Genomic DNA, 22,360 nt, shown 5'->3' with positions numbered 1-22,360 from the left:
AATTATAACACAAAAGGGTTTTAAGCGCTTTTAGGGCGATTTCAAGCGTCGTTTGTGATAGGGATGGATCAACCTCTTTTAACTGTACCGTTGCCCACCAACTCTAGTTTAACCGAAAGTAATACATCCGTACCACATTTGATAGTGGTTTGCGGTGCCACAGCTATAGGAAAATCGGGGCTGGCGATCGCCCTAGCAAAACGCCTCCGTGAAACAAAACGAGTTGATCCTGTCATTCTCAGTGCCGATTCGCGCCAAGTGTATCGAGAATTTAACATCGGCACTGCCAAACCCTCGATCGCCGAGCAACAGCAGGTGCCCCATTACTTAATTGACATTTGCGATCCCACCGAGACGCTAACCGTAGCAGAGTATCAGGAGAAGGCACAGGCGTTGATTGAAGGGGGAAAGGCAGGAGGCAGGAGGCAGAAGGCAGAAGGCAAGGGTGGGGAATCCGGAGGGGCAGAAGTCGGAAGTCAGAACTCAGAAACGAACTCAAAACTTAAAACTAAAACCTCCCCCATTCCCTACTCCCCACTCCCTAATCCCTCTTTGCTCGTTGGCGGCACTGGACTGTACATTAAAGCGATCGTCCGTGGGCTAAAAATTCCGCAAGTCGCGCCTCACATGGAGTTGCGATCGCAGCTGCAAGGTCTTGGTCAGCTACAGCTTTATGCGTTTCTGCTACAGGTCGATCCGGATGCGGCGGCAAAGATTCATCCTAATGATCGGGTGCGGACGCTACGAGCGCTGGAGGTTTTTTACGTGACGGGTTGCCCGCTGTCGGCGCAGCAGGGCGAGAAGCCACCGACCTATCCCATTCTGCAAATTGGCTTGGATTGTGAAAGCGTGGAGCAGAGCGATCGCCGCATTGTTCAGCGAACTGAAGAAATGGTGGCGGCTGGTTTTGCAGACGAAGTGCAATACTTGTGTCAGAAGTATGGTGCCGAGTTGCCGTTGCTAAACACGCTGGGTTATGCCGAATTTAAGCAACATTTGGCTGGAGACCTTTCACTAGGAGAGGCGAAAGCGCTCACAGTGCTGCATACACGCCAATTTGCCAAACGACAGCGCACCTGGTTTCGGGCTGATCCGGCGATCGAGTGGTTTGATGCCGACAGCCCTGCTTTGGTGGAACAGGTTTGGCAGCGAGTACAAGAGTTTCTGGCAAATCGTCAATAATAGAAAAACGATCCCTCCGACCACCGAGCAACATTCACTACTTAGTCTTAGATCACTATGCTCATTCAGGAACCCCAGCAAGAGACAAAACGCGATTGGCAATCGATCGTCCGTGAGTTTGAAGCCATCTTGGGCAAAAACGGCGTGGTTCGCAAACGCGAAGAACTGCTGGTGTATGAATGCGATGGGCTGACGAGTTACCGTAACCGCCCCTCTGTCGTCGTCTTGCCTCGCACTACGGAAGAGGTCGCTGCTGTAGTGAAGGTGTGCGATCGCTACGGTCTTCCCTTTGTTGCACGCGGTTCTGGTACGGGTCTTTCAGGGGGTGCCTTACCTACTGATGACTGCGTTCTCATCGTCACTGCACTAATGAAGCGCATTCTCGACATTGACCTGGAAAATCAGCGGGTCGTCGTCCAGCCCGGAGTTATTAATAACTGGGTGACGCAAGCAGTGAGTGGTGCTGGTTTCTACTACGCACCTGACCCTTCTAGCCAGATTATCTGTTCGGTGGGTGGCAATGTTGCCGAAAATTCCGGTGGCGTTCACTGTCTTAAATATGGTGTCACAACCAATCATGTCTTGGGATTGAAGCTCGTTCTGCCGGATGGGGCGATCGTTGATGTTGGTGGCACTGTTCCTGAAATGCCAGGGTATGACCTCACTGGGCTTTTTGTAGGCTCTGAAGGCACCCTAGGCATTGCCACTGAGATCACGCTTAAAATTCTCAAAGCCCCAGAAGCGGTGCGTGTGTTGCTGGCAGACTTCACCAGTATTGAAGCCGCAGGCGCAACCGTTTCGGACATCATTAGCGCTGGCATCATTCCTGGCGGCATGGAAATGATGGACAACTTTAGCATCAACGCGGTCGAAGATGTCGTGCGTACAAACTGCTACCCCCGTGATGCCGTAGCGATTTTGCTGATTGAAGTGGATGGGTTAGACGTTGAGGCAGAAGCAAACAGCCAGCGCGTCGAAGCCATCTGTTTTCAGAATGGTGCCCGTAGTGTGCGGATCGCCACGGATCCCGATGAACGGTTAACCTTGTGGAAAGGACGCAAAGCTGCCTTCGCTGCGATGGGCAAAATTAGCCCTGATTACTACGTGCAGGATGGCGTGATTCCCCGCACCAAGCTGGAGTATGTGCTGAGGGAAATTGAGACGTTAGGTGAGAAACACGGCTATAACGTGGCAAATGTGTTTCATGCAGGTGATGGCAACCTACATCCCTTAATTCTGTACGACAATGCTGTTCCGGGCGCTTTGGAACAGGTGGAGGAATTGGGTGGGGCGATTCTCAAACTTTGTGTGCAGGTGGGCGGCAGCATTTCAGGTGAACATGGCATTGGTGCCGACAAGCGCTGCTATATGCCAGAGATGTTTACCGACGCTGACTTGGAAACAATGCAATGGGTGCGACAGACCTTTAACCCTAGAGAACTCGCGAATCCTGGCAAAATTTTTCCGACACCACGTACCTGTGGTGAAGGGGCAGGATCAAGCGTGGCAAAGCAATTTGAAGGTGTGGAACAGTTTTGAGCGATCGCGCCCACTCACTTATTGAAGCAAGTGCCGCATTCACTCTTTATCAGAACGGTCTTCTGTAAACTGGTCGATCGCCTCTCGCATTCCTTCAGAATAAGGTTCTAGGACAGTTGATGCGACGTGCAAATCGGCAAGTGCCTAGACTGAACGCTTCGGAGTCTGGATCAGTTGTTTCAAGGACTTTAATGGCAGAAATCGCCCGTTCTAGCTGAGGTAAATAGTCAGCCAGATGACGTTTGAAGCTGATGAACGATTTCTCGTAAATCTTGGTAGTCATCGGTTGAGCCTCCTTACAAATGGAGAGCTTGAAGAAGACATTCATTTAACGATCGCATATACCGAGAACCCAATTTACCTGAGCGTCTTCTGATCAACGGACTATTCAGAGTCGTAATTCTTGTTACCCGAACTTTTGAGGCAACACGCAATCCTGTCTCAGCGAATTCTAAATCAGTTGGATACAGCGCAAATTCATTAGGCTCCAAGCTATCGACATTTTGAGACGAGACAAAGCAAAGGTAATCTCATCAAATCTGACAGTGACTGCAAGAACGATCGCAGGACACAGCTTGGCTTGACTGAGGTCTGTAAACGGGAATTCGACGAGAACGACATCACCTTTGTTTCGTGCCATTCAACGGGTTCACCATCATCGGGTGTATAGAGATCAGGTTCATCCTTCAGAAACTCAAAGGCGTGTCCCTGTTCAGCTAAGTGAGTCAGCTCTTGGGCGGAAGGATAGGGCAAATTTCCAAAAAGCCTGTCTTCAAGTAATGCCCGTTCGTCTGACGAGAGCGAAAAGATGACTTGAACTAAGGATTCGACCAGTTGCGTATTCATGTTTCTGAAGATCTGCGCCTTGGTTGATTCTACGTCTTGTTCTACTCTATCTGCCCATCTCTCAATTCCCTACTCCCTACTCCCCCATTCTCGCAAAATGCTCCTGCAACGACTTGTGAATAAACCGATAGCGCCCACCGACGCGCTGAAGGAAGAGACGCTCGGTGCAGTAGTCAAGAAAGCGGGCATAGTTCCAGGGAATAACTTTGTTTTGATAGAGCACTAGACGGAGAACAGAGTGCTGAATACAGGCTTCTCCACCAAGACCCAGCCCAACAAATAATCCAACAAATAATCCCTGCCCTAACCCACCCAGCAATGCAAATGTTAGCCAAACAATGACAAAGCTTACAGTAGATCTTTTGATACCTTGATTTGGACTAGATTTTACATCTACCGCTTCTCCTCTCAGTCCAAAAAGAAAGACAACAAGTAGTCCATTACTTAGCCCTACAAGCAGCCCGACCAATAGTCCAAAAGGTTGTCCAAAAATTGGCTCAAAGACTGACCTAATGACTAGCCCGTAGAATACTCCACAACTCAGTCCGATAAGCAACCCTCCAACAAAATTTTTCCAAGACCATTTCAAACGATCTATCGGCTGAATTGTTGAATTCAGCCCATTACCCAGCCCAACAAGTAATCCAACAAAAAACCAAACTTTCAGACCGTAACATAATCCATTAATTAAACCTATAACCAGTCCACATAGTATTCCAAAAAGGGAGCCAACAAGAAGTCCATGAATTAGTCCTAAAAGCAATTGATACTTCCACAAACCACCTTTTGACAACATCAATGGTTGCATTCTCTCAATCAGGAACTCGGTTTGTGACTGTTGCTGTTGCTGCTGCGCCAGAGAAACTAGCCATCGTCGTGTTTGTTTGACAGTTGGAAGCTTGCGCTTGGCATACGTTCGACTATTCGGTTCTTTGTGCAGCATCCGTTCGATGTAGGCATTGAGTAGTAATGCCAATCGCTGCTCGGTTGAAGCGGTTTGTTGCCACTGGTTCAGCGACAACCCTTCATAGGCTAGGAGTGTAATGCTTAACCACAGCGGTGTTCTGATCAGTTCCCACAGTGCCTCATCCTGCCGTAGCATTTGCCAGAGTTCGAGTTGGTTCGCTGCCGTCAAATACGCCTGAATTTGCTCATCGGTGAGGGTCTGCAATAAAATGGCTCCATTCAGGTGCATTCGGATTTCGTCTGGTGCCTCCTCTGCCTCCACTTGCCACTGACCCCGTACCACTTTTTCGTATTCTTCTCGCCGACAGCATACGACTAACGAGAGGGGTCTGTCTTCGCTCTCCAGCCAGCGGTTAATTGCCTGCACGCAGCCTTCCTGATGCTCTGGCTTCACTTCATCCAGCTCATCCAGCAAGGGTAAAAGTTGCCTGTCTGCTAACCATTGTTTGCCAATATCTTTTCGCACGCCGTATTTTGACCTCAGTTCCTCCACTAACCAGGCAGTCATCGTCTGCCTCGGATCTTTCCACGACGATAGGTTCAACAGTATGGGGATGAAGGCATTTGTGTCTTGCTCGGCTCGATCGCACAGTGCTTTTGCCAAGTCCAGCATCGTCGTCGTTTTACCTGCCCCTGGTTCACCCAGAATCAGCAGCCTGCCGTCAATGCCGGGGCGATCGAATACTTCCAAAATCGTCGTCTCGGTTGGCAACGGTTCAGGCGACTTTGAGCCAATTTTGATCTCCGCATCCCAGGGAGGCTTGATCTGTTGTGGTTGAGACTGCTTGCCCAGGTTAATAAACACCGCATTGTGCAGCGATTGGTCGAGCCGTGAGATGACTTCCTGCTTCACCGCTTGCAGCAGCAGGGATTCACTGCGCGCTCGCTGTGGCACTGGCTGATTAATGACCGTGACAGTACCCTTGTTGTCGATATTAAAGATGTCGCGATCGGCTTGTTGGTCGCCCGGTTGCTTCATCCTCACGATCCACCAAATTTGTTGGACTGTCCCGCGTTGTCAACGTTGAAAATATCGCGCCCTGCCGTTTGGTTATAGGTGCGATCACCGCTTGTGTTCTGCACATTGATGATCTGTTGAGCGATTTGCTTGATCTCAGTGGCAAATGCTTCGTCTTCCATCATTTCTAGTTCCAAATATTTCGTTACCTTCTCTAAGGCGGCTGGTGTTGGCTGTTGCTCGGCTTCCGCGATCGCCGTTTCCGCTCGCTCATTCCCCTTGAACTTTGCTCGAATCTTGTCACGCAACCCTTTCATCAGGTCGATCGCACCTCCCACTGACTTCTTTGCCAGTTCGCCGCCGCTTGCTTTGGCAAATTCTTCAAAGGCAATTTTGGCGATCGCACCAGCCGTTAGAGCAATAACAGGTTCCATAGCGAATACTTTCTGCAAAGGGTATCTCTTTTCTACACCACATTCTCTCTGGTTTCAGCAACACTTATCCTTCATAGGTAAACGGCGTTAGCGAAGCTTCCTAAAGGCATCATTTCGACTCAAACCAACAAATTTCATACTTGAAATAGGAACGATCGTACTTAAAACAGGAACGACCGCACTTGAAATAGAAACGTCCTGACCTGAAACAGGAACGATCGTACTTAAAACAGGAACGATCGCACTTGAAACAAGAACACTGTGACTTCAGATGAGACCACTGCCACTTGAAGTAAGACTGCCTTAAGTCTCAACCGAAACATTGCAGCTTCAAACAAGACCGTTCCAACAGCAACCGAGACGACAGCACACCTAAAGCCTTCGTGCCTACAGAATCTTCTGCCCTTTGCCTTCTCCCTCCTGCCCTTTGCCTTCTCCCTCCTATCACAACCGCCGAAACACCAGCAGGCAAGCAAAGGGTGTTAAGTTTGACGATGGCAAGCGGTTCAACCAACTTAAATTCCTATGCGTCTTCTTCAATTTTTTTGGCAGCCTTTGTGGGGTGTGCTCCTGGCAGTTTTGATCACCACTGCGCTACCGTCTCCTGCCCAAGCCGCCAGTTCAGCCGCTGTTCGAGCCTACGATGCGGCTGAGGCAACCCTCAAAGACTACTCTGGGCAAAGCTTAATCAGAGAAGAATTTACTGGGGCACAGCTACAAGGTGCCAACTTCAGTGGAGCCGATCTGCAAGGTGCGGTGTTCAATGGCTCAGATCTCGTTGGTGCAAACTTGCACGGTGCGAATCTCAGCAATGGGATTACCTATCTCACTAATCTGACTGACGCAGACTTAAGCGACGCTATTCTCACATCAGCAATGATGCTCAAGTCTATTTTTCGGAATGCAACGGTGACAGGTGCCGATTTTAGTGATGCCGTGCTCGATCGCACCCAGGTTGTGCAACTCTGCAAAACTGCCAGTGGCACTAATCCCGTTACAGGTGTAGACACCCGCGAATCCCTCGGCTGTCCTCCATAGTTCTTTTGCCTTTTACCTTTTGCCTTTTACCTTTTGAGCTAATCTGGTGCTGTAACAGTTGATTAAACTCCAGGAGTTGCTTTGGAACGGACATTTTTGGCAATTAAGCCCGACGGCGTACAGCGCAAACTCATCGGCGAAATCATCCGTCGCTTTGAAACAAAAGGGTTCACTCTGGTTGGCTTAAAGCTGATGAATGTCAGCCGTGAGCTAGCAGAGACCCATTACGGCGTACATCGAGAACGTCCTTTCTTTGCCGGGTTAGTAGACTTCATCACGTCTGGTCCCGTTGTGGCTATGGTTTGGGAAGGCGAAGGCGTTATTGCCTCTGCGCGTAAAATCATTGGCGCTACCAACCCTCTAAATGCTGAACCAGGAACGATTCGCGGTGACTTTGGGGTGAATGTCGGTCGCAACCTGATTCACGGCTCTGATGCACCTGAAACAGCACAGCAAGAGATTAGTCTCTGGTTTAAAGAAGAAGAACTCGCAAATTGGCAGCCCTCGCTGCTGTCGTGGATTCACGAGTAGCTTGCCTTGAGAAAGCGGGTTTCTGGGCGAGTGTGATTCATACTCATTTGATCAGAACCCGCTTTCTTGCCTGAGCCAGTGTTTGAAACCTTACAGTTCCGCTTTTTCCTTTTCTGGTTCTTTGGCTTCAGTCGCACTTTCTAGCACAGTGCTGTCTACCACTTCATTGCGCTCAGAGAAGCCCCACAAGAAAATGAGGGCGATCGCGCTGATCATTACCCACTCTGGCGGGACGAGGGCATCATTAATTACCCGTACCAGTAGCCGTAGCCCTACTAGCGCGACGGTGACGTAGCCTGCATCTTCTAAATGCCGAAATTCTTTGAGCCAGCGGATAAATAGCCCTGCCATAAAGCGGAGGGTGATAATACCGATCGTTGCACCAATCAAAATCAGCCAGGTTTCTTGAGACACAGCGATCGCTGTCGTCACGCTATCAAGCGAAAAAGCTAAATCCGTCACGCCAATAATGGGGATCGCTTGCCAGAGCGAGGCAAAGCGTGGTCCATGATGCAAATTTTCATCATCGGCATCTGGCTTAGACGTGAAATACTGAAAAACCAGCCACAGCAGGTAGAGTGCGCCTGCCAACTCAAATTGCCAAAATTTTACGACCCACGTTGCCGTCAAAATTAGACCAACGCGGAGAATGTAAGCAACAACTAGACCAATGTTAAGCGCACGCTTCTGTAAGGCACTATCTTCCAAGCCCTGTGCCAGTGCTGCAAGAGCGATCGCGTTATCAGCCGACAACACTGCTTCCAGCGCGATTAAAACGGGCAGCACCAGCAGCGTTTCCAGCCCAAAATTAGGAGAGTCCAGTAATTGATCTAGCATTCAGTGATTTCTAAGCTTCAAATCTAAAGTTCAAACATTACAGGTTAGGGGCACGGCTTGTCTCTGCCGCCAGGAAACACACTATCCTTAGCAGGCGATTGCGCTACCACTTAGTTTTGCATAACGATCAGGGTGAAACAGTTGCAGCCCAGGCTCTAAGAGGCGATCGTCATAAACACATAAGCCCCATAAACATAGACAGTAGTGGTTGCAGTTGCCTGCTACATAGCCTTAGTGCACAGAGTTAGTGGCTCATGGTAAGTGATCCCCACGCTTGAGCGTACTCAACCCTACGCTTTAAGCCTAACGCCTAAGCGCAAAAAATCGCTAGTAAAGGTGCTTGATTCAGGCTTCGAGACAGTACCTACAGGGGGATTGCAAAGTCATCAGATCTATTGCATCTTGTAACAAGTTGTTCCCGAAGTGCCCACTTTAGAGGACATTGGGGAACTATAAACCCCACAGTAAGGAGTTTTCAGACAATGCTATCGGATACTCAAATTTTCATCGCTTTAGTGGTCGCACTCGTTCCTGGCATTCTTGCCTTACGGTTGTCCACCGAGCTTTATAAATAAACGACGCTAGTACAAATAGCGTTTCAGGTAGCCTGTTTTGCGGTTTGGCATGACGATCGCCCGATGCTGTCATTGGGTTGGTGGGGTGAGTCAATCATCTAAATGCACGATCGCTGAAGCAGGCTACTTGCCTTTTTGCCTTGCAAGTCTTGGCGCTAAGTTTCTGTTTTTCTAAAGAATTTGCTTAAACTTTAAAGTTGCCAACTTAAGTATTGTTGACTTTAATAGAGCAGGCTTTGCTGCGGGACTTATGCTTTGAAAGATAGCGCGATCGTTTTACTGTGATTGCGACTAAGCTATAGACCTATATCAAGGATTGCTCTACTGTTTGCCGCCTAGACCGGACTGAACTATCATGCACGCACTGAAACCGTCCTCCTTTCCGCCACAGCCGCAGCGCCCCCTCCGGACGGTTCCTCGCCAGAAAACGAAGGTAAAACAGCGCCCCTATCGTGCTGCTCTCATCGAGACTACTGTAAAGCTATCGGTTAACGTCGTTTTGTCGGCAGCAGCGATCGGTGCGTTGTCGCAGCTGTTACCCTATCGCTCATCCCAGGCTGCTAAATTGCAAGAACTGCAAGTTACAGTAGCAGCGACAGAAGAACGGGTAGAACGCACCCAAAACAAATTCAAACAATACTTTGACCCGTATCAGACAGGCGCTAATATGCAAGCTCAGAGTAATCGTATCGGTACTCAGCAGCGACGCATTGTGTTCCGACGCGCGGGTGGACAATAGTCCAGATAATCTGCAAGCTCCATACCTGGCACGGTAGATGCACGCCAGAGTTGCAGTGGTAAAACCCTTTAAGTCGCAGCAGCGTCCCTTATTCCTCTATACCAGAGAGGGGATCGAGAAGGTCATCCAACCAAAGTTCAACTTGCAGTCGCAGGCGATGCGATACATCTAGCAGTAGGCTATCGGTGGGTGAGAGGGCAGCAAGGGCACGGCGGTAGTCGGTAATGGCATAGTTCCAATCACCAGCTAAATGAGACGTACGACCACGCTGAGCATAAATGTGCCCTGCGATCGAAACGCCCGGTGCCGTAGCACCACCACTTCGCATCTGATCAAACTGGAGGGCGAGGTCAAAGTTTTCGATCGCTTGATCGTACATCTCTAGCTCACAGAACGTGATGCCCTGGTTCATGCGGGCATGAATATTCGTTGGGTTTAGATCAAGTGCCGTTTCATAGTCAAAGAGTGCTTCCATTGGTCGCCCCATTGAGGCGTAACAGTTCGCACGATTGTTGTAGATTTTCGCCAGTTCGGGGTTTAGTTGCAGTGCCTGGTTGTAGTCAGCCAGAGCCGCAGCAAACTGCCCTGTTTGAAAGTACAGCAGTCCCCGATTGTTATAGTCATTAACGCTACTGGGACTATTAGGATTGCGATCAATAAGTAAGCTGAGGAGGACGATCGCGGCTGCATAGTTGCCTTGCTGGATTTCACAGAAAGCTTCCTCACGAAGCAAAACACTCTGTTCAGCCAAACTAGGGGACGCAGCACTAGCCCCAGAGCGATCGGACGCACTTTGCTTGCTCTCTAGACTGCGCTTGCAGCGAGGTTTCGTGATAACTGAGGCATTATGTCGGGCGGACAGGTTAACACTGTGCTGCCGACCCTGATGTATGCGAGAGTTCATAGCCTTCCTACCTTAGGTATGCGATTACACTAGGGGATTTTCCTTTTGGAGGTGCTCTATTTATGTGTCACTTGCTCATGTGTCTTAAGACAGAGTTTTCGCCGCCTAGGGCTAACTATGCCTCAATACGCTTGCTAAGTAGGTCTTTCGTGGCTTGGGTCGATCGTGTGTCCGGTCGCTTCATTAGGGTGCCAGATGTCTGTGTGGCTTTCGGACGAGAGGAATAAAAAGTGAGGGCTGAGTAGTAAAACGTAAGGAAAGATGAACGATCAAAATAGAGAGAGAAGGGATAAGAAGATGGAGAGGGAATGGGAAGCGTCCCTATGAGTTGGTAGAATGCAACACAGCGATCGATTTGTTAACGCCAGATCTGCACTTTGGATTTTTCTATGACAACTGCAACGTTTGACTTGAATGCGCCTGATTTAACAGCCGATGATTATATTGTTTTGGGCTTGGCAAGCTGTTTCATCAAAGATGAGGGTGAAGTGCATGAGGTTGCGATCGTCGAGCCAATTCCTTCAGCAGCGTTAGAAGCGATCGTTAAAGGGATTCCAACCTCCTATCAAACGGCATTCGCGACAACCCTCGGAGCTGTCTTTGTCGGTGAGACCCCGCAGCTACCAACTACCTTCCCCACCACTGCCCAGTTTTGCGATGAGTTTGTAGAACGGACGATCGCGGCTGCTCGTACTTATAAGGTGCGTCCCGTTGCTCAAGCACATATCCCAGTCGGCTCGAGCCGTAGCGATTTTGCTTATTCGGTTGAGCGCAAGCGGGTACTCAATTCGCAGCGCCTCGTCAAGACTGAGGATAATGTAAAGCAGCATGAGTACACACATAAGGTGCTCTAGTGTTTGGTTGTTGGTGTTTTGGTTGTTGGATGGCTCATCATCAACGACTAAGTTTTTTGTAAAAGGTTTCTATGCTCAAGCTTTATGGTGGGAAGTTTAGTCGCGCCTCGATCGTGCAGTGGCTCTTAGCGGAACTGGAGGTGCCCTATGAGTTTGTGCTACTGGATATGCAGGCGGGTGAACATTTGGAGTCGGATTATACAGCCATCAATCCGATTGGAAAGGTGCCTGCGATCATGGATGGTGACTTCAAGCTGTGGGAGTCGGGTGCCATCATGCTTTACCTGGCAGATAAGTACGGCAAGAGTGACACCGCCGAGCAGCGCGCTGAGATTGCACAGTGGGTTTTGTTTGCCAATGCCACGCTAGGACCAGAGCTGTTAAATGAAACAACGCGCGATCGTGAAATGTCTCGTTTACTCAAGCCGATCGACCTGATGCTGGTGCAGCAACCCTTTCTGCTGGGCGAAGCCTTCAGTGCGGCTGATGTTGCCATTGCCTCTACGCTGGGCTTTTTCCAAATGCGCTTTCAAATGGACTTCAGCGCCTATCCAACACTCATGGCGTACCTCAAGCGGCTGTCCGAACGACCTGCATTTCAGACGACGATCGGCAGCCGAGGCTAACGCATAGCTCCACTGGTGTTGATAAAAGTGTTGCTACGCTGCAATTAAACCCGTTGTACAGCCGCTTGTGCTTCTTGCAGCTTTGTACGAATCGACTCAATGCGGCTGCGGTTTACACCCAGATCTGATTTGCCTAAGCGCGATGCTGACCGTACGTGAATGACGTTCTGGGGTGCGTCGAGATAAAACTCAACGTCATCAACAAAGCCCATCAGCTTGCTGGCAAACTCAACGTAGAGATAATCGCTCGTTTCGCTGACGATCTGTGTCCGCTCCAGGGATTGGATCACTGTTTTAAGGTTTGCCCAAGCTTCCGCTGGCGTTGTCGTGAAGGAGAGCGGCGCGATCGCGTGTTCTGCTGCCTGATCATAGCTGCAAACACAGTTGGGAGTGCCAGGACAGGGCAACAGCCGACCATTGCTGACACCAAGCTGAGTAGGACGGTTGCCTGAAAATTTGAACATAGAGCAGCACGGTAGATTTTCGGTTGACTCAACTCATAACGCAAGACGTAAAGCCCGATCGCTAGTTTTCACCCTTTTTGCTAGCTTTCGGTTCTGTTTCTGTGGCATTGAGGGCGCGATCGAGCACACTACGGGCATCTTCTGCCTGGCTTCTTGCTTCTTTATAGCGAAGGTTTGCCTGCGCGTAAGTTTTCAAAGCTTTGAAGCCATCTTTCAGGCTGGCAATTTCTTCTTCGCTGACGGGTTCATCGCTAAACAAGATATCAATTTTGGCACGTACCTGAAGTGCTTCTGTGCGGGAGTCTTGCAGTTTGAGCTTCAGCGTTGCCAGGTTGCTAAGTACCTGCACCGCATGGGTCACGGCATCTTCTTCGGGGCTGGGGTTTGCGGTAGGTTCTTTCACTTCAATAAACTGTTGAGGAGCAAAGCCGTCAGAAAGTTCGGTTTGGAGTTCGCCAGCATCCATCAGTTCGATCAACTGATCCATTGCTTTTTCGCGTGCTTTCACTGAGTCTTTACCAGGAACGGTCAGAATGACTTCGGGGCTTTGAACGAGCGTGTATTGGACCATAGGGGTAAAAATAAAACATTTGTACTATAAAGCTTATAGCATGGTGCTGTAATTAACGCATAGAGCAGCGCTCTATAAGTGCGGATAATTGAGGACAATCATTAACCGAGAGCTTGGAGTGGTGGCAAGTCTAACCATTCCTGTGCCTCATCCTACACTGCATCGGTCGCCAGTACAAAAGGTTTTCAGCGGTCAGTGGTCAGTAGTTAGCAGTCAGTATGGACGTTAAAGGCTGAAAGCTAATTTAAGCAGCGGAGAACGTACGTAGAATTACGGGGCTACTGAATCTTTATCATTCTCGATCACTTTAACGCTCTCCCTCACCAAGAATTTACTGAAGATCCCTCCTGGTAGGAACTAAGCTAGGCGTATAAGTTTTTTAAGACAGTTAACGCTCAATTCAGGTTTTGCTTGAAGAGACTATAAACGATCGCTTGACTAACGTTGTTTGGGCAGACGCGATCACCGTAGCGCCGCGCATCACGAGCGTTGGCAGTACGCGACCGTTTCGTTTTTCTGGGGTGCCGCAGAGTACAAAACTAGCCTGATGAGCGCACAAAGACCTTGAATGCTTGATCAGCCTTAGTGCTTAAGAAGCTCAGTCGTTTGAGGTCATGATCTCAACTTGGCTGGGTTTCATGTTGTTTTGACCGCGTACAAACCGAATTATGGACAGCGCGAGGAGCGCAAGGCAAGCAATGCAAGGACAAAACAATTTCGTTAAAGAAGCCTGGGAATTGTTGGAAGATGCGATTGTTCACTATCGGGGTCGTCCCGTTGGCACTGTAGCAGCACGCGACCCATATGTTGAATCGCTCAATTACGACCAGTGCTTTGTGCGCGATTATGTGTCGGCAGCACTACTGTTTTTGATCAAAGGACGGTACGAAATTGTTCGCAACTTTTTGGTCGAAACGCTGGGATTGCAAAGTAGTGATAAGCAGATGGACTGCTTCAATGCAGGGCAGGGGTTGATGCCAGCCAGCTTTAAGGTCGAAGCGTGGGACGGTCATCAATACCTGACGGCAGATTTTGGCGAACACGCGATCGGTCGAGTCACGCCGGTTGATTCTTGCCTCTGGTGGATCATTCTGCTACGAGCGTACGTAAAAGCAACGGGCGATATGACGCTGGCACATGATCCAGAGTTTCAAAACGGTATTATTTTGATCCTCAAGCTGTGCTTAGCTGATCGCTTCGATATGTATCCCACCATGCTTGTCCCCGATGGTGCGTTTATGATCGATCGCCGTATGGGAGTGTTTGGGCATCCCCTCGAAATCCAGGCGCTTTTTTATGCCGCACTTAGAGCTGCCCAAGAATTGCTTGCTCCGGGGCGCAAAGGTGATATTTATCGGCAGGTCGTCAATCAGCGGTTAAGCATCTTAAATTTCCACATTCGAGAATATTATTGGTTGGATTTGAGTCGGCTGAATGCCATCTATCGCTATCGAGGTGAGGAGTTTGGCGAAGCAGCGGTCAACAAGTTCAACATCTATCCCGATTCCATTCCCTATTGGCTCACCGAGTGGATGCCTGAAAAAGGCGGCTATCTGGCTGGTAATCTGGGTCCTGCTCAAATGGACTTCCGGTTCTTTACGTTGGGCAACTTGATGGCGATCGTCTCCTCCTTGGCAAGCGAACGCGAATCACAATCGATTATGGACTTGATCGAGCAGCGCTGGCAGGATCTCGTCGGCTATATGCCTATGAAAATCTGCTTCCCTGCCGTTGAAGATCTGGAGTGGAAGATTCTTACAGGCTGCGACCCCAAGAACGTGCCCTGGTCGTACCACAACGGCGGCAACTGGCCTGTCTTACTGTGGACTCTCGCCGCTGTTGCTCAAAAAACAGGTAGACCCGAACTTGGCTGGCGGGCGATCGAAATGGCTGAACGACGGTTGAGCGAAGATGAATGGCCCGAATACTACGACGGTAGAAATGGCAGACTTGTTGGCAAAGCTTCACGTAAGTATCAAACCTGGACAATCTCCGGCTACCTGCTAGCACGAGAGTTCCTTGAAAACCCCAAACACCTTGACCTGATTAGCTTTGACGAAGACCTGGAAATGCTGGCACTGTTGGGTAAAGTGTGCGAGCGACGATGACACGGAGAGAGAGAGATTTAACCTGTCGTTGGGTTGCCCTCAACCTGCTTTGAGTCAGGTGTATTAGTTTTACGCCTGACTTTGCTTCGTGGCTTTAGCTTTACGTGGTAAACACGTAAAGCTTTTCTGAAGGAAATTTTTATAAATAGATTTGCTGCTTTGAGCTTAGTTGCAAGGCAGTACGAGCTAAAGTTTATAGATCTTCGAGACGTTACTAGCCACGATCCATGAACTCCATCTTGCGATCGGTTTAGATGCGTTTGCCTGCCCTAGTAACGTTATGCCACCGACTACTAAGAAGGAGGGCTAAATTAAGCACGACTTGGAGACCGGGTTTCGACGGCGCTCAACCCAACCACACCTAGGACTAGAAGCCTTAAAACTTCGACGTGAGCGCTCAGTCGAACGCGAAGTCGAAAGGCATCTTATCAATACATTACGCTCAGCTACTTATCTGGCAGCAAATAGCTTCTGACAGCAAATGGTCAGACAATTAAAGTCTCTGAGGAAGTTTCAGAGCAAGTTGCTCAACTTGGTGCTTGCTTAACTGCATGATTGCCTGCGCTAGTGTCTACAACTGCTTGTGTTAGCTGTAGGCTGCAATGCGTAATTTTGCGCGTCTTAGCTTAGTGACATAGAAGGGCATCTCTTACTTAAAGACGCTATACCTGGATGTCTTCAGCTTTTTTGTGCCCTAAACCTGTATAGAGAAGAACGCTACTCAAGTGAAATACCTTATAGTCTTGACATAGATTGGACGCAAACCAGAGGTAAGGCTGATGCATCCCCCTCAAGATAGTCAGAAACATAAAACGCGACGGAACTTTCTAGGGCAGGCATTGACGGCAGCAGGAACCGTGATCGCGGCTCCCTCATTGCTCAATCAAGCCACTGCTGCTCAACCTGGAAAGCCATCCCCAGTTTCAGGGAAAGGTGAAATGTCTGTAACCCTTAACATTAATGGTCAGTCACAAACATTGGCGATCGAACCAAGGGTGACGCTGCTGGATGCCCTCCGCGAACGACTGGAGCTAACTGGCAGCAAAAAAGGCTGCGACCACGGACAATGTGGAGCTTGCACAGTATTGGTGGATGGGCAGCGGGTCTATTCCTGTCTCGCGCTAGCAGTCATGCAAGAGGGTAAGCAAATTGTTACGATTGAAGGCTTAGCAAAGGGAGATACGCTGCATCCCGTTCAGGCTGCCTTTATTGAGAACGATGGGTTTCAATGTGGCTACTGCACTCCTGGGCAAATTTGCGCCTCTGTTGCGCTTCTGGATGAGGTGAAGCGAGGTTGCGCCAGCGCTATGACGGCAGATTTGACCAGTCCTCCCCAACTGACAAATCTTTCGGAAGCTGAAATCAAAGAGCGTCTGAGCGGTAATCTCTGTCGTTGTAGTGCTTACAACGGGATTGTCGCAGCGGTGCAGCAGGTAACCGGACAAACGCCACCGTCTCCTGCGGCAGCGATGTTGGTGCGCGAAGCAGGAGTCTCGGCATGAAAAACTTTTCCTATGTTCGCGCGACGTCGGTGAAAGAGGCAGTCCAGCAAGCATCGATCCCTCAATCAATGTTTATTGCAGGTGGCACCAATCTAGTCGATCGCATGAAGGTTTTTCTAGATGAGCCGTCCCAACTGATCGACATCACTCGCCTAGACATGACCCGCATTGAGCAGACAAAAGACGGTCTGCGCCTGGGTGCTCTGGTGAGCAACACCGCCGTTGCCGACCATCCCGAAGTTCGGCGCAGCTACCCCATGCTGGCACGCGCCATTCTGCTGGGAGCGTCTCAGCAAATTCGCAATGTGGCAACGACGGGCGGCAACTTGCTTCAACGCACACGCTGCCCCTACTACTACGACACTGCTTTTGACTGCAATAAGCGGGAACCCGGATCCGGCTGTGCCGCTTTAACTGGCATTAACCGCATCCACGCCCTGTTCGGAGCCAGCGATCAGTGCGTGGCAGTGCATCCCTCTGATATGTGTGTGCCACTGGCAGCGCTGGATGCGATCGTGGAAGTGGAAGGTTCCAAAGGCAAGCGCCAAATTCCCTTTACGGATTTCCATCGACTACCCGGCAATACTCCGCAACGGGACACGAATCTAGAACCGGGAGAACTCATTACAGCGCTGATCTTGCCCCCTGCCCCGTTTGCCAAGTCCAGTGTGTATCTCAAGTTGCGTGATCGTGCCTCCTATGCTTTTGCACTGGTTTCGGTCGCAGCGGCAGTCGAGCTTGCGGATAGCCGCATCAAAACAGCACGGTTGGCAATGGGTGGCATGGCACATAAACCCTGGCGCTTTACGGAAGCGGAGACATTTCTCATAGGCAAAGCTGCAAACACCGAAACGTTTCAGCAGGCAGCAGAGATCGCCCTGAAAGGAGCCAAGCCCCTTGAATACAACGGCTTCAAAGTTGAATTAGCAAAGCGGGCGATTAGACGCGCCCTCACCGTTTCAGCCAAAGGAGGAGGGATCGCATGAGCAAGGTGATTGGAACAGCGGTCAACCGCAAAGACGGCTACGCAAAAGTCACAGGTACGGCGACCTACTCGGCAGAACATGACGTTCCAGGGCTAGTGCATGGGGTTGTGGTTACATCGACGATCTCAAAGGGTCGCATCAAGGCGATCGACACCCGCGAGGCAGAAAAGGCTCCCGGCGTGACTGCGGTTTTTACACACAAGAACGCCCCCAAGGTATTTAAGCCCAGCAACAACTTCATGACCTCAAAAATCTATGAGGCCCGGTTGCCCCTTTCCGATGACCAGATTCATTACGCTGGGCAAATTATTGGCTTAGTGGTTGCAGACACCTTTGAACGAGCAAGACACGCCGCGCACCTGGTGAAGGTCGAGTACGATGCCCAGAAGCCCACGATCGAGGCGAAGAATGCCGTCTTCAAAGAAGCGCCGCCTCAGATGGGTGAGGAGTTTAAGTTTGTGAAGGGAGATGTTGCCGCAGGTATGGCAGGTGCCGCGACTAAGATGGAGGCAACCTACACGACTTCGACTGAACTACATGCACCAATGGAACCCCACGCCATCATTGCCCACTGGCAGGGGACAGATGCCCTCACGGTCTACGAACCGTCCCAGTTTGTTGCCTTGAGCCAGCGCACCTATGCTGAACTGTTTGGGCTGCCCTCCGAAAAAGTCCGCATTATCATCCCTTACTTGGGGGGAGCCTTCGGTTCTAAAGCCTTCCCTTGGCCTCACGGCATTCTAGCTGCCGCTGCTGCTCGTCAGATCAAGCGTCCCTTGAAAGTTGTTCTTAGCCGGAGACAGGTAACTGCCAATGCTGGACATCGGTCTGAAACAGAGCAAACCGTTCGGCTAGCAGCAGCAGCAGATGGGATGTTGAGCGCGATCGCCCATGAAGTGAAGTCCAGCACATCGCCTGTAGAGGTCTTTACAGAGCCTTGTACCTCGGTCACTCCAGCTATGTACACCGCTCCCAATCTGCTGCTCAACCAAGAGCTAGCAGTGATGAACATTGGCACACCGACCTTCATGCGGGCACCAGGTGAGGCTCCGGGTATGTGGGCACTAGAGTCAGCGATGGATGAACTTGCCTGGGCGCTAAAGCTCGACCCGATCGAACTACGGCTCAAGAACGAAGCCAAAGAGCATCAGCGTAAGGGCTTGCCATTCTCCGCCAAGCATTTTGCTGACTGCCTCAAAGTTGGGGCGGAGCGCTTTGGTTGGAAAGACAGACCCCAGCCACGATCGCTTACCCGCGATGGTAAGCTCATCGGCTGGGGCATGGCGGCTGCCACGTTCCCTGGTTTCCGTGGCAAAACCTCGGCAAAAGTACGCCTGCTCCCAGATGGCTCCGTCCATGTCCTTACCTCTGGCAATGACATGGGCACGGGATCATACACTGTAGTTGCCATTACCGCCGCCGAAACATTAGGTGTTCCGGTTGAAAAGGTGCGGGTGGAGATGGGTGACTCGCAGTTGCCCGATGGTGGACTGGCAGGTGGTTCCCAAATGACCGCATCCCTCGTCCCAACGGTGATGAAAGCCTGTCAAGATATCCTGAAAACTGCTAACTGTACAACGGGGACTGAAGCTTGTGCAGCGCTTCAAAAGTCGGGACGGGCGGCGATCGAAGCCTCTGCTTCTTCCGCTCCCGGTGACGAAACGAAAAAATGGGCGTTTCAATCTTGGGGTGCCCACTTCTGTGAAGTTAGTGTTGATGAAGCGATCGGACGCCTACGTGTAACTCGATGGGTATCGGTGATGGATGTTGGGCGTATCATCAACACTAAAGCCGCTGCTAGTCAGGTACGTGGTGGCGTGATAATGGGCATCGGGCAAGCGCTGATGGAGGAATGCCATTTTGACCCGAATACAGGGTATCCCGTCGTCTACGATCTGGCGACCTACCACTTCCCAGCCCATGCCGATACGCCCCGCATTGATGTTGCTTTTGTTGGCGAACCAGACCTGAACTTCAATCCGGCGGGTGTGCGTGGTGTCGGTGAGATTGGCATTACGGGTGTTTCGGCAGCCATTGCCAATGCGGTTTATCATGCAACGGGCAAACGTCTCCGCAGCTTGCCACTCACTCCTGATAAGTTGATTGCGTAAACTTAAGTTGCTTTACACACCTTCAAATCCTGGCTCTTGCCAACTTGAAGACATACAGAGCTGCTGATGTCGGTTGGGTTTCGTAGATCCAGCCCAATCGACATTTCTCAGTCGATCAACCGCTTGTTATGGAAAACTTCGATCGACCATCCGATCCAATTACATTAGTCATCTCAGAGGTTGTTGCACCAGATTGTATTCAAGCGTATGAAGCCTGGTCTAGAGGGTTTAATCAGGCGGCTCAACAATTTGAAGGTTTCCTGGGGGTGAATGTGATTCGTCCTCGTGATCATACCCATCCTGAATACGTGGTGATTGTAAAGTTTGACAGTTACGCCCATTTCAGAGCTTGGCGAACCTCTCCAACCTTCCAGCAGTGGGTTGAGAAGGGTCGTGATTTGTTGATCGATCGCTCACAGCAGCAGTTTGGTGGTGTTGAAGTGTGGTTTTCGTTATCGCCAAAGGCTGCCGACCCACTGCCTCGGCCTGCTTATTACAAGAATGTTGTTCTCGGTATCCTGGCGGTTTATCCACTCATTTTGCTTGCAGATGTACTGCTGGGACAATTGTTGAAACCATTGCCTCACTGGTTGGGTTTATTTGTATCAGTCACCTTTGTGTCTGCATTATTAACTTACCCGGTGATGCCCTGGTTGATCTGGCTGCTGAATTTTTGGCTCTACCCAGCTTCATCTCGCAGCGCCAGCAAGCATTAGAGAACGTTTATTTCTCATCAATGGAATGAAAGAATTACAAGCGATCCTTCAGGCATTTGAACAGAGTGAGCGTTCTGGTCAACGATCAGCGATCGCCACCGTTGTCAAAACAATGGGTTCTGTCTACCGCAGACCAGGCGCACGGATGTTGTTAACCGAAGCGGGTCAAATAGTAGGAGCCATTAGCGGCGGCTGTCTAGAAAGTGATGTGTTTGAACGGGCAAAACCACTATTGCTTCAAGCATCCAAGCCAATCACTGTACAATACGATACTACTGCCAGTAATGATTTAATTTGGGGTTTGGGCATGGGCTGTAACGGCTTTGTTCAAGTGCTGCTTGAGTCGCTGCATACAGACTCTGCTAAGAGCCAACTTGCATGGATTGCAGACTGTTTTCAGCAAAAAGAACCAGTCGCGATCGCCACCATCTTCCACATCGAAGGAAACGTAGCTGCTCAAATTGGCGATCGGTTATGCCTGAAATCTGATGGTACAGTTGTCAATCGTATTGCGGATCATCAACTGACAATGGCTTTATTGCAGGATACCGCTCGGGTACTTGCAGAAAGGAAAACGCGAGTTATTTCCTATCAGTTGGATAATGGTTTTGTGGAAGTGCTGATTGAAGTTATTCAGCCACCGACACCGCTGCTAATTTTTGGGGCAGGGTATGATGCCATTCCATTGGTGCAATTGACAAAGCAGCTTGGCTGGCATGTCACCGTCATTGATCATCGAGCGACGTATGCAACTCGCGATCGTTTCCCACAAGCAGATGAAGTCATACTTTGTAGTTCAAACGAGCTTGCAGCGAACCTCACGCTGACCGCACGCACGATCGCGGTTGTAATGACGCATCATTATTTGTATGATCAAGCCTTATTGCGATCGCTCTTACCCTCGCCTCTTCAATATCTAGGAGTACTGGGACCAAAACAGCGCACACAACAATTGCTGGAAGACTTACGCCTCAAAGGGTTTGCTCCTACTAACGCTCAACAGCAACGCCTTTATCATCCAGTTGGGCTTGATTTGGGTGCTGAAACCCCTGAAGAAATTGCGTTGGCGATCGTGGCAGAAATTCAAGCTGTTTTGACTAACCATACTGGCGGGATGCTGAGAGACCGCAATGCACCCATTCATGACCCCAATCCAGAGCGCCTATGTCTACCATTGGCTTAATGATTTTGGCAGCAGGCGCATCTACCCGCATGGGAACACCCAAGCAATTGTTACCGTTTCAGGGGCGGAGCTTATTGCGCTACATGGCTGAAGTGGCGATCGCTTCTTGTTGTAATCCGGTTGTGGTTGTACTGGGTTCACATGCAGAACGCATGACGTTAGAGGTTGATGGACTCGCCCTGCATGTCGTGGAAAATTCGCAGTGGGCAGACGGTATGGGCACTTCCATCGCCGCTGGCATAACAGCACTCACAACCCTTGATCAGCATCTAAACGCAGTCGTCATTGTTCTCTGTGATCAACCGTTTGTTTCCGCTCCTTTACTCGATCAATTAGTCACGTCCTATCGAGCAACGCAACACCCCATTATTGCCTCTGCCTATGCAGACACGATCGGCGTGCCTGCTTTGTTTGATCGGTCTCTATTTACAGAATTAAGGAGAATGAATGCAAACGTTGGTGCTAAGTACTTAATCAAACAGCACGCTGAAAAAGTTTTTCAGGTATCCTTCCCAAAGGGAGCGATTGATTTAGATACGCCTGCACAGTATCAGCAGTTGCTAAACACGACTGTTACGTTGAGCAGCGGTTTGAACGCCATAACCGATAGCAGGTTGGGTGGGACTTAGAATGTCATCAAACTGCCTCTTATACGTGGCTCTTGCGCGGCTAGATAGCATACCAACAGCA

The 22,360-nt window shown here is 50.0% G+C and carries 23 protein-coding genes; 15 read left to right on the top strand and 8 right to left on the bottom strand.

What is annotated here, in order from left to right:
- The first annotated feature begins 63 nt into the window (after positions 1 to 63).
- Together miaA and glcD are read left to right on the top strand one after the other, a co-directional pair.
- Entirely contained in the window at positions 64 to 1,182 is a 1,119-nt protein-coding gene (gene miaA, locus H6F76_RS17855; RefSeq protein ID WP_190510319.1) for a tRNA (adenosine(37)-N6)-dimethylallyltransferase MiaA, read from the top strand.
- A 57-nt stretch (positions 1,183 to 1,239) separates the two neighbouring features.
- Positions 1,240 to 2,721 carry a glycolate oxidase subunit GlcD gene (gene glcD, locus H6F76_RS17850; RefSeq protein ID WP_190510317.1) on the top strand — a complete coding sequence of 494 codons (1,482 nt, stop codon included), beginning with the start codon at positions 1,240 to 1,242 and terminating at the stop codon, positions 2,719 to 2,721.
- A 94-nt stretch (positions 2,722 to 2,815) separates the two neighbouring features.
- Here glcD and H6F76_RS17845 read toward each other — a convergent pair whose 3' ends face one another.
- From H6F76_RS17845 to H6F76_RS17830, 4 genes are all read right to left on the bottom strand, one after another.
- Positions 2,816 to 3,004, bottom strand: a complete 189-nt coding sequence (locus H6F76_RS17845; protein WP_242036723.1) for a hypothetical protein — start codon at positions 3,002 to 3,004, stop codon at positions 2,816 to 2,818.
- 209 nt (positions 3,005 to 3,213) lie between these two features.
- Positions 3,214 to 3,567 (bottom strand): hypothetical protein, encoded by a 354-nt coding sequence (locus H6F76_RS29755; RefSeq protein ID WP_199322177.1) that lies wholly within the window; start codon positions 3,565 to 3,567, stop codon positions 3,214 to 3,216.
- Positions 3,568 to 3,643: 76 nt separating this feature from the next.
- On the bottom strand, positions 3,644 to 5,512 hold the full coding sequence (locus H6F76_RS17835) for a hypothetical protein (protein ID WP_190510315.1): 1,869 nt from the start codon (positions 5,510 to 5,512) through the stop codon (positions 3,644 to 3,646).
- Positions 5,513 to 5,514: 2 nt separating this feature from the next.
- A complete protein-coding gene (locus tag H6F76_RS17830) occupies positions 5,515 to 5,925 on the bottom strand; it encodes a hypothetical protein (RefSeq protein ID WP_190510314.1) in 411 nt (136 codons plus the stop codon).
- Between the two features lie 525 nt (positions 5,926 to 6,450).
- Here H6F76_RS17830 and H6F76_RS17825 point away from each other — a divergent pair.
- Both H6F76_RS17825 and ndk read left to right on the top strand, forming a co-directional pair.
- Entirely contained in the window at positions 6,451 to 6,963 is a 513-nt protein-coding gene (locus tag H6F76_RS17825; protein WP_190510312.1) for a pentapeptide repeat-containing protein, read from the top strand.
- A gap of 81 nt (positions 6,964 to 7,044) precedes the next feature.
- Positions 7,045 to 7,494 (top strand): nucleoside-diphosphate kinase, encoded by a 450-nt coding sequence (ndk, locus tag H6F76_RS17820; RefSeq protein ID WP_190447301.1) that lies wholly within the window; start codon positions 7,045 to 7,047, stop codon positions 7,492 to 7,494.
- A gap of 90 nt (positions 7,495 to 7,584) precedes the next feature.
- Here the strand turns inward: ndk and H6F76_RS17815 are convergent, their stop codons facing one another.
- Entirely contained in the window at positions 7,585 to 8,331 is a 747-nt protein-coding gene (locus H6F76_RS17815) for a DUF475 domain-containing protein (protein ID WP_190510310.1), read from the bottom strand.
- A 482-nt stretch (positions 8,332 to 8,813) separates the two neighbouring features.
- On the opposite strand from H6F76_RS17815, the gene psaM reads away from it, so the two are divergent.
- Together psaM and H6F76_RS17805 are read left to right on the top strand one after the other, a co-directional pair.
- The gene (gene psaM / locus H6F76_RS17810; protein ID WP_190447303.1) at positions 8,814 to 8,906 is read left to right on the top strand and encodes a photosystem I reaction center subunit XII; all 93 of its coding nucleotides are present in this window, start codon (positions 8,814 to 8,816) and stop codon (positions 8,904 to 8,906) included.
- A gap of 355 nt (positions 8,907 to 9,261) precedes the next feature.
- Positions 9,262 to 9,645 (top strand): hypothetical protein, encoded by a 384-nt coding sequence (locus H6F76_RS17805; protein ID WP_190447304.1) that lies wholly within the window; start codon positions 9,262 to 9,264, stop codon positions 9,643 to 9,645.
- A gap of 88 nt (positions 9,646 to 9,733) precedes the next feature.
- Here the strand turns inward: H6F76_RS17805 and H6F76_RS17800 are convergent, their stop codons facing one another.
- Positions 9,734 to 10,549 carry a tetratricopeptide repeat protein gene (locus tag H6F76_RS17800; protein ID WP_190510308.1) on the bottom strand — a complete coding sequence of 272 codons (816 nt, stop codon included), beginning with the start codon at positions 10,547 to 10,549 and terminating at the stop codon, positions 9,734 to 9,736.
- A gap of 389 nt (positions 10,550 to 10,938) precedes the next feature.
- On the opposite strand from H6F76_RS17800, the gene H6F76_RS17795 reads away from it, so the two are divergent.
- Positions 10,939 to 11,403, top strand: a complete 465-nt coding sequence (locus H6F76_RS17795; RefSeq protein WP_190447306.1) for a hypothetical protein — start codon at positions 10,939 to 10,941, stop codon at positions 11,401 to 11,403.
- Between the two features lie 71 nt (positions 11,404 to 11,474).
- On the top strand, positions 11,475 to 12,029 hold the full coding sequence (locus H6F76_RS17790) for a glutathione S-transferase family protein (RefSeq protein WP_190510306.1): 555 nt from the start codon (positions 11,475 to 11,477) through the stop codon (positions 12,027 to 12,029).
- A 44-nt stretch (positions 12,030 to 12,073) separates the two neighbouring features.
- Here H6F76_RS17790 and H6F76_RS17785 read toward each other — a convergent pair whose 3' ends face one another.
- Both H6F76_RS17785 and H6F76_RS17780 read right to left on the bottom strand, forming a co-directional pair.
- Positions 12,074 to 12,493 carry a DUF1499 domain-containing protein gene (locus H6F76_RS17785; protein WP_190447309.1) on the bottom strand — a complete coding sequence of 140 codons (420 nt, stop codon included), beginning with the start codon at positions 12,491 to 12,493 and terminating at the stop codon, positions 12,074 to 12,076.
- A 61-nt stretch (positions 12,494 to 12,554) separates the two neighbouring features.
- Positions 12,555 to 13,064 (bottom strand): hypothetical protein, encoded by a 510-nt coding sequence (locus H6F76_RS17780; protein ID WP_190447311.1) that lies wholly within the window; start codon positions 13,062 to 13,064, stop codon positions 12,555 to 12,557.
- 698 nt (positions 13,065 to 13,762) lie between these two features.
- On the opposite strand from H6F76_RS17780, the gene H6F76_RS17775 reads away from it, so the two are divergent.
- From H6F76_RS17775 to H6F76_RS17745, 7 genes are all read left to right on the top strand, one after another.
- Entirely contained in the window at positions 13,763 to 15,172 is a 1,410-nt protein-coding gene (locus H6F76_RS17775; RefSeq protein WP_190447314.1) for a glycoside hydrolase 100 family protein, read from the top strand.
- A 779-nt stretch (positions 15,173 to 15,951) separates the two neighbouring features.
- The gene (locus H6F76_RS17770) at positions 15,952 to 16,674 is read left to right on the top strand and encodes a 2Fe-2S iron-sulfur cluster-binding protein (protein WP_242036722.1); all 723 of its coding nucleotides are present in this window, start codon (positions 15,952 to 15,954) and stop codon (positions 16,672 to 16,674) included.
- On the top strand, positions 16,671 to 17,660 hold the full coding sequence (locus tag H6F76_RS17765) for a xanthine dehydrogenase family protein subunit M (protein ID WP_190510304.1): 990 nt from the start codon (positions 16,671 to 16,673) through the stop codon (positions 17,658 to 17,660). The genes H6F76_RS17770 and H6F76_RS17765 overlap by 4 nt, the downstream gene beginning before the upstream one ends.
- Positions 17,657 to 19,771 carry a xanthine dehydrogenase family protein molybdopterin-binding subunit gene (locus H6F76_RS17760; protein ID WP_190510303.1) on the top strand — a complete coding sequence of 705 codons (2,115 nt, stop codon included), beginning with the start codon at positions 17,657 to 17,659 and terminating at the stop codon, positions 19,769 to 19,771. The genes H6F76_RS17765 and H6F76_RS17760 overlap by 4 nt, the downstream gene beginning before the upstream one ends.
- Positions 19,772 to 19,899: 128 nt before the next feature.
- Positions 19,900 to 20,487 carry an antibiotic biosynthesis monooxygenase gene (locus H6F76_RS17755; RefSeq protein WP_190510300.1) on the top strand — a complete coding sequence of 196 codons (588 nt, stop codon included), beginning with the start codon at positions 19,900 to 19,902 and terminating at the stop codon, positions 20,485 to 20,487.
- Positions 20,488 to 20,512: 25 nt separating this feature from the next.
- Entirely contained in the window at positions 20,513 to 21,670 is a 1,158-nt protein-coding gene (locus tag H6F76_RS17750; RefSeq protein ID WP_190510297.1) for an XdhC/CoxI family protein, read from the top strand.
- Positions 21,652 to 22,299 carry a nucleotidyltransferase family protein gene (locus tag H6F76_RS17745; RefSeq protein ID WP_190510295.1) on the top strand — a complete coding sequence of 216 codons (648 nt, stop codon included), beginning with the start codon at positions 21,652 to 21,654 and terminating at the stop codon, positions 22,297 to 22,299. The genes H6F76_RS17750 and H6F76_RS17745 overlap by 19 nt, the downstream gene beginning before the upstream one ends.
- Positions 22,300 to 22,360: the final 61 nt, after the last annotated feature.

Source organism: Leptolyngbya sp. FACHB-321 (assembly GCF_014695975.1).
Taxonomy (GTDB): Bacteria; Cyanobacteriota; Cyanobacteriia; order Leptolyngbyales; family Leptolyngbyaceae; genus Stenomitos.
The sequence above is the reverse complement of the archived record's forward strand: the minus strand, read 5'-3'. Positions and strand labels throughout refer to the sequence as shown.

Bases quoted from the DNA above. Each gene is read 5' to 3' on its own strand.
- glcD (WP_190510317.1), top strand. From the start codon at position 1,240: ATGCTCATTCAGGAACCCCAGCAAGAGACAAAACGCGATTGGCAATCG.
- H6F76_RS17745 (WP_190510295.1), top strand. From the start codon at position 21,652: ATGTCTACCATTGGCTTAATGATTTTGGCAGCAGGCGCATCTACCCGC.
- H6F76_RS17815 (WP_190510310.1), bottom strand. From the start codon at position 8,331: ATGCTAGATCAATTACTGGACTCTCCTAATTTTGGGCTGGAAACGCTG.
- H6F76_RS17785 (WP_190447309.1), bottom strand. From the start codon at position 12,493: ATGTTCAAATTTTCAGGCAACCGTCCTACTCAGCTTGGTGTCAGCAAT.
- H6F76_RS17765 (WP_190510304.1), top strand. From the start codon at position 16,671: ATGAAAAACTTTTCCTATGTTCGCGCGACGTCGGTGAAAGAGGCAGTC.
- H6F76_RS17760 (WP_190510303.1), top strand. From the start codon at position 17,657: ATGAGCAAGGTGATTGGAACAGCGGTCAACCGCAAAGACGGCTACGCA.
- H6F76_RS17800 (WP_190510308.1), bottom strand. From the start codon at position 10,549: ATGAACTCTCGCATACATCAGGGTCGGCAGCACAGTGTTAACCTGTCC.
- H6F76_RS17830 (WP_190510314.1), bottom strand. From the start codon at position 5,925: ATGGAACCTGTTATTGCTCTAACGGCTGGTGCGATCGCCAAAATTGCC.
- H6F76_RS17825 (WP_190510312.1), top strand. From the start codon at position 6,451: ATGCGTCTTCTTCAATTTTTTTGGCAGCCTTTGTGGGGTGTGCTCCTG.
- H6F76_RS17835 (WP_190510315.1), bottom strand. From the start codon at position 5,512: ATGAAGCAACCGGGCGACCAACAAGCCGATCGCGACATCTTTAATATC.
- psaM (WP_190447303.1), top strand. From the start codon at position 8,814: ATGCTATCGGATACTCAAATTTTCATCGCTTTAGTGGTCGCACTCGTT.
- H6F76_RS17755 (WP_190510300.1), top strand. From the start codon at position 19,900: ATGGAAAACTTCGATCGACCATCCGATCCAATTACATTAGTCATCTCA.
- H6F76_RS17780 (WP_190447311.1), bottom strand. From the start codon at position 13,064: ATGGTCCAATACACGCTCGTTCAAAGCCCCGAAGTCATTCTGACCGTT.
- H6F76_RS17770 (WP_242036722.1), top strand. From the start codon at position 15,952: ATGCATCCCCCTCAAGATAGTCAGAAACATAAAACGCGACGGAACTTT.
- H6F76_RS17790 (WP_190510306.1), top strand. From the start codon at position 11,475: ATGCTCAAGCTTTATGGTGGGAAGTTTAGTCGCGCCTCGATCGTGCAG.
- H6F76_RS17805 (WP_190447304.1), top strand. From the start codon at position 9,262: ATGCACGCACTGAAACCGTCCTCCTTTCCGCCACAGCCGCAGCGCCCC.
- miaA (WP_190510319.1), top strand. From the start codon at position 64: ATGGATCAACCTCTTTTAACTGTACCGTTGCCCACCAACTCTAGTTTA.
- H6F76_RS17795 (WP_190447306.1), top strand. From the start codon at position 10,939: ATGACAACTGCAACGTTTGACTTGAATGCGCCTGATTTAACAGCCGAT.
- H6F76_RS17775 (WP_190447314.1), top strand. From the start codon at position 13,763: ATGCAAGGACAAAACAATTTCGTTAAAGAAGCCTGGGAATTGTTGGAA.
- H6F76_RS29755 (WP_199322177.1), bottom strand. From the start codon at position 3,567: ATGAATACGCAACTGGTCGAATCCTTAGTTCAAGTCATCTTTTCGCTC.
- H6F76_RS17845 (WP_242036723.1), bottom strand. From the start codon at position 3,004: ATGACTACCAAGATTTACGAGAAATCGTTCATCAGCTTCAAACGTCAT.
- H6F76_RS17750 (WP_190510297.1), top strand. From the start codon at position 20,513: ATGAAAGAATTACAAGCGATCCTTCAGGCATTTGAACAGAGTGAGCGT.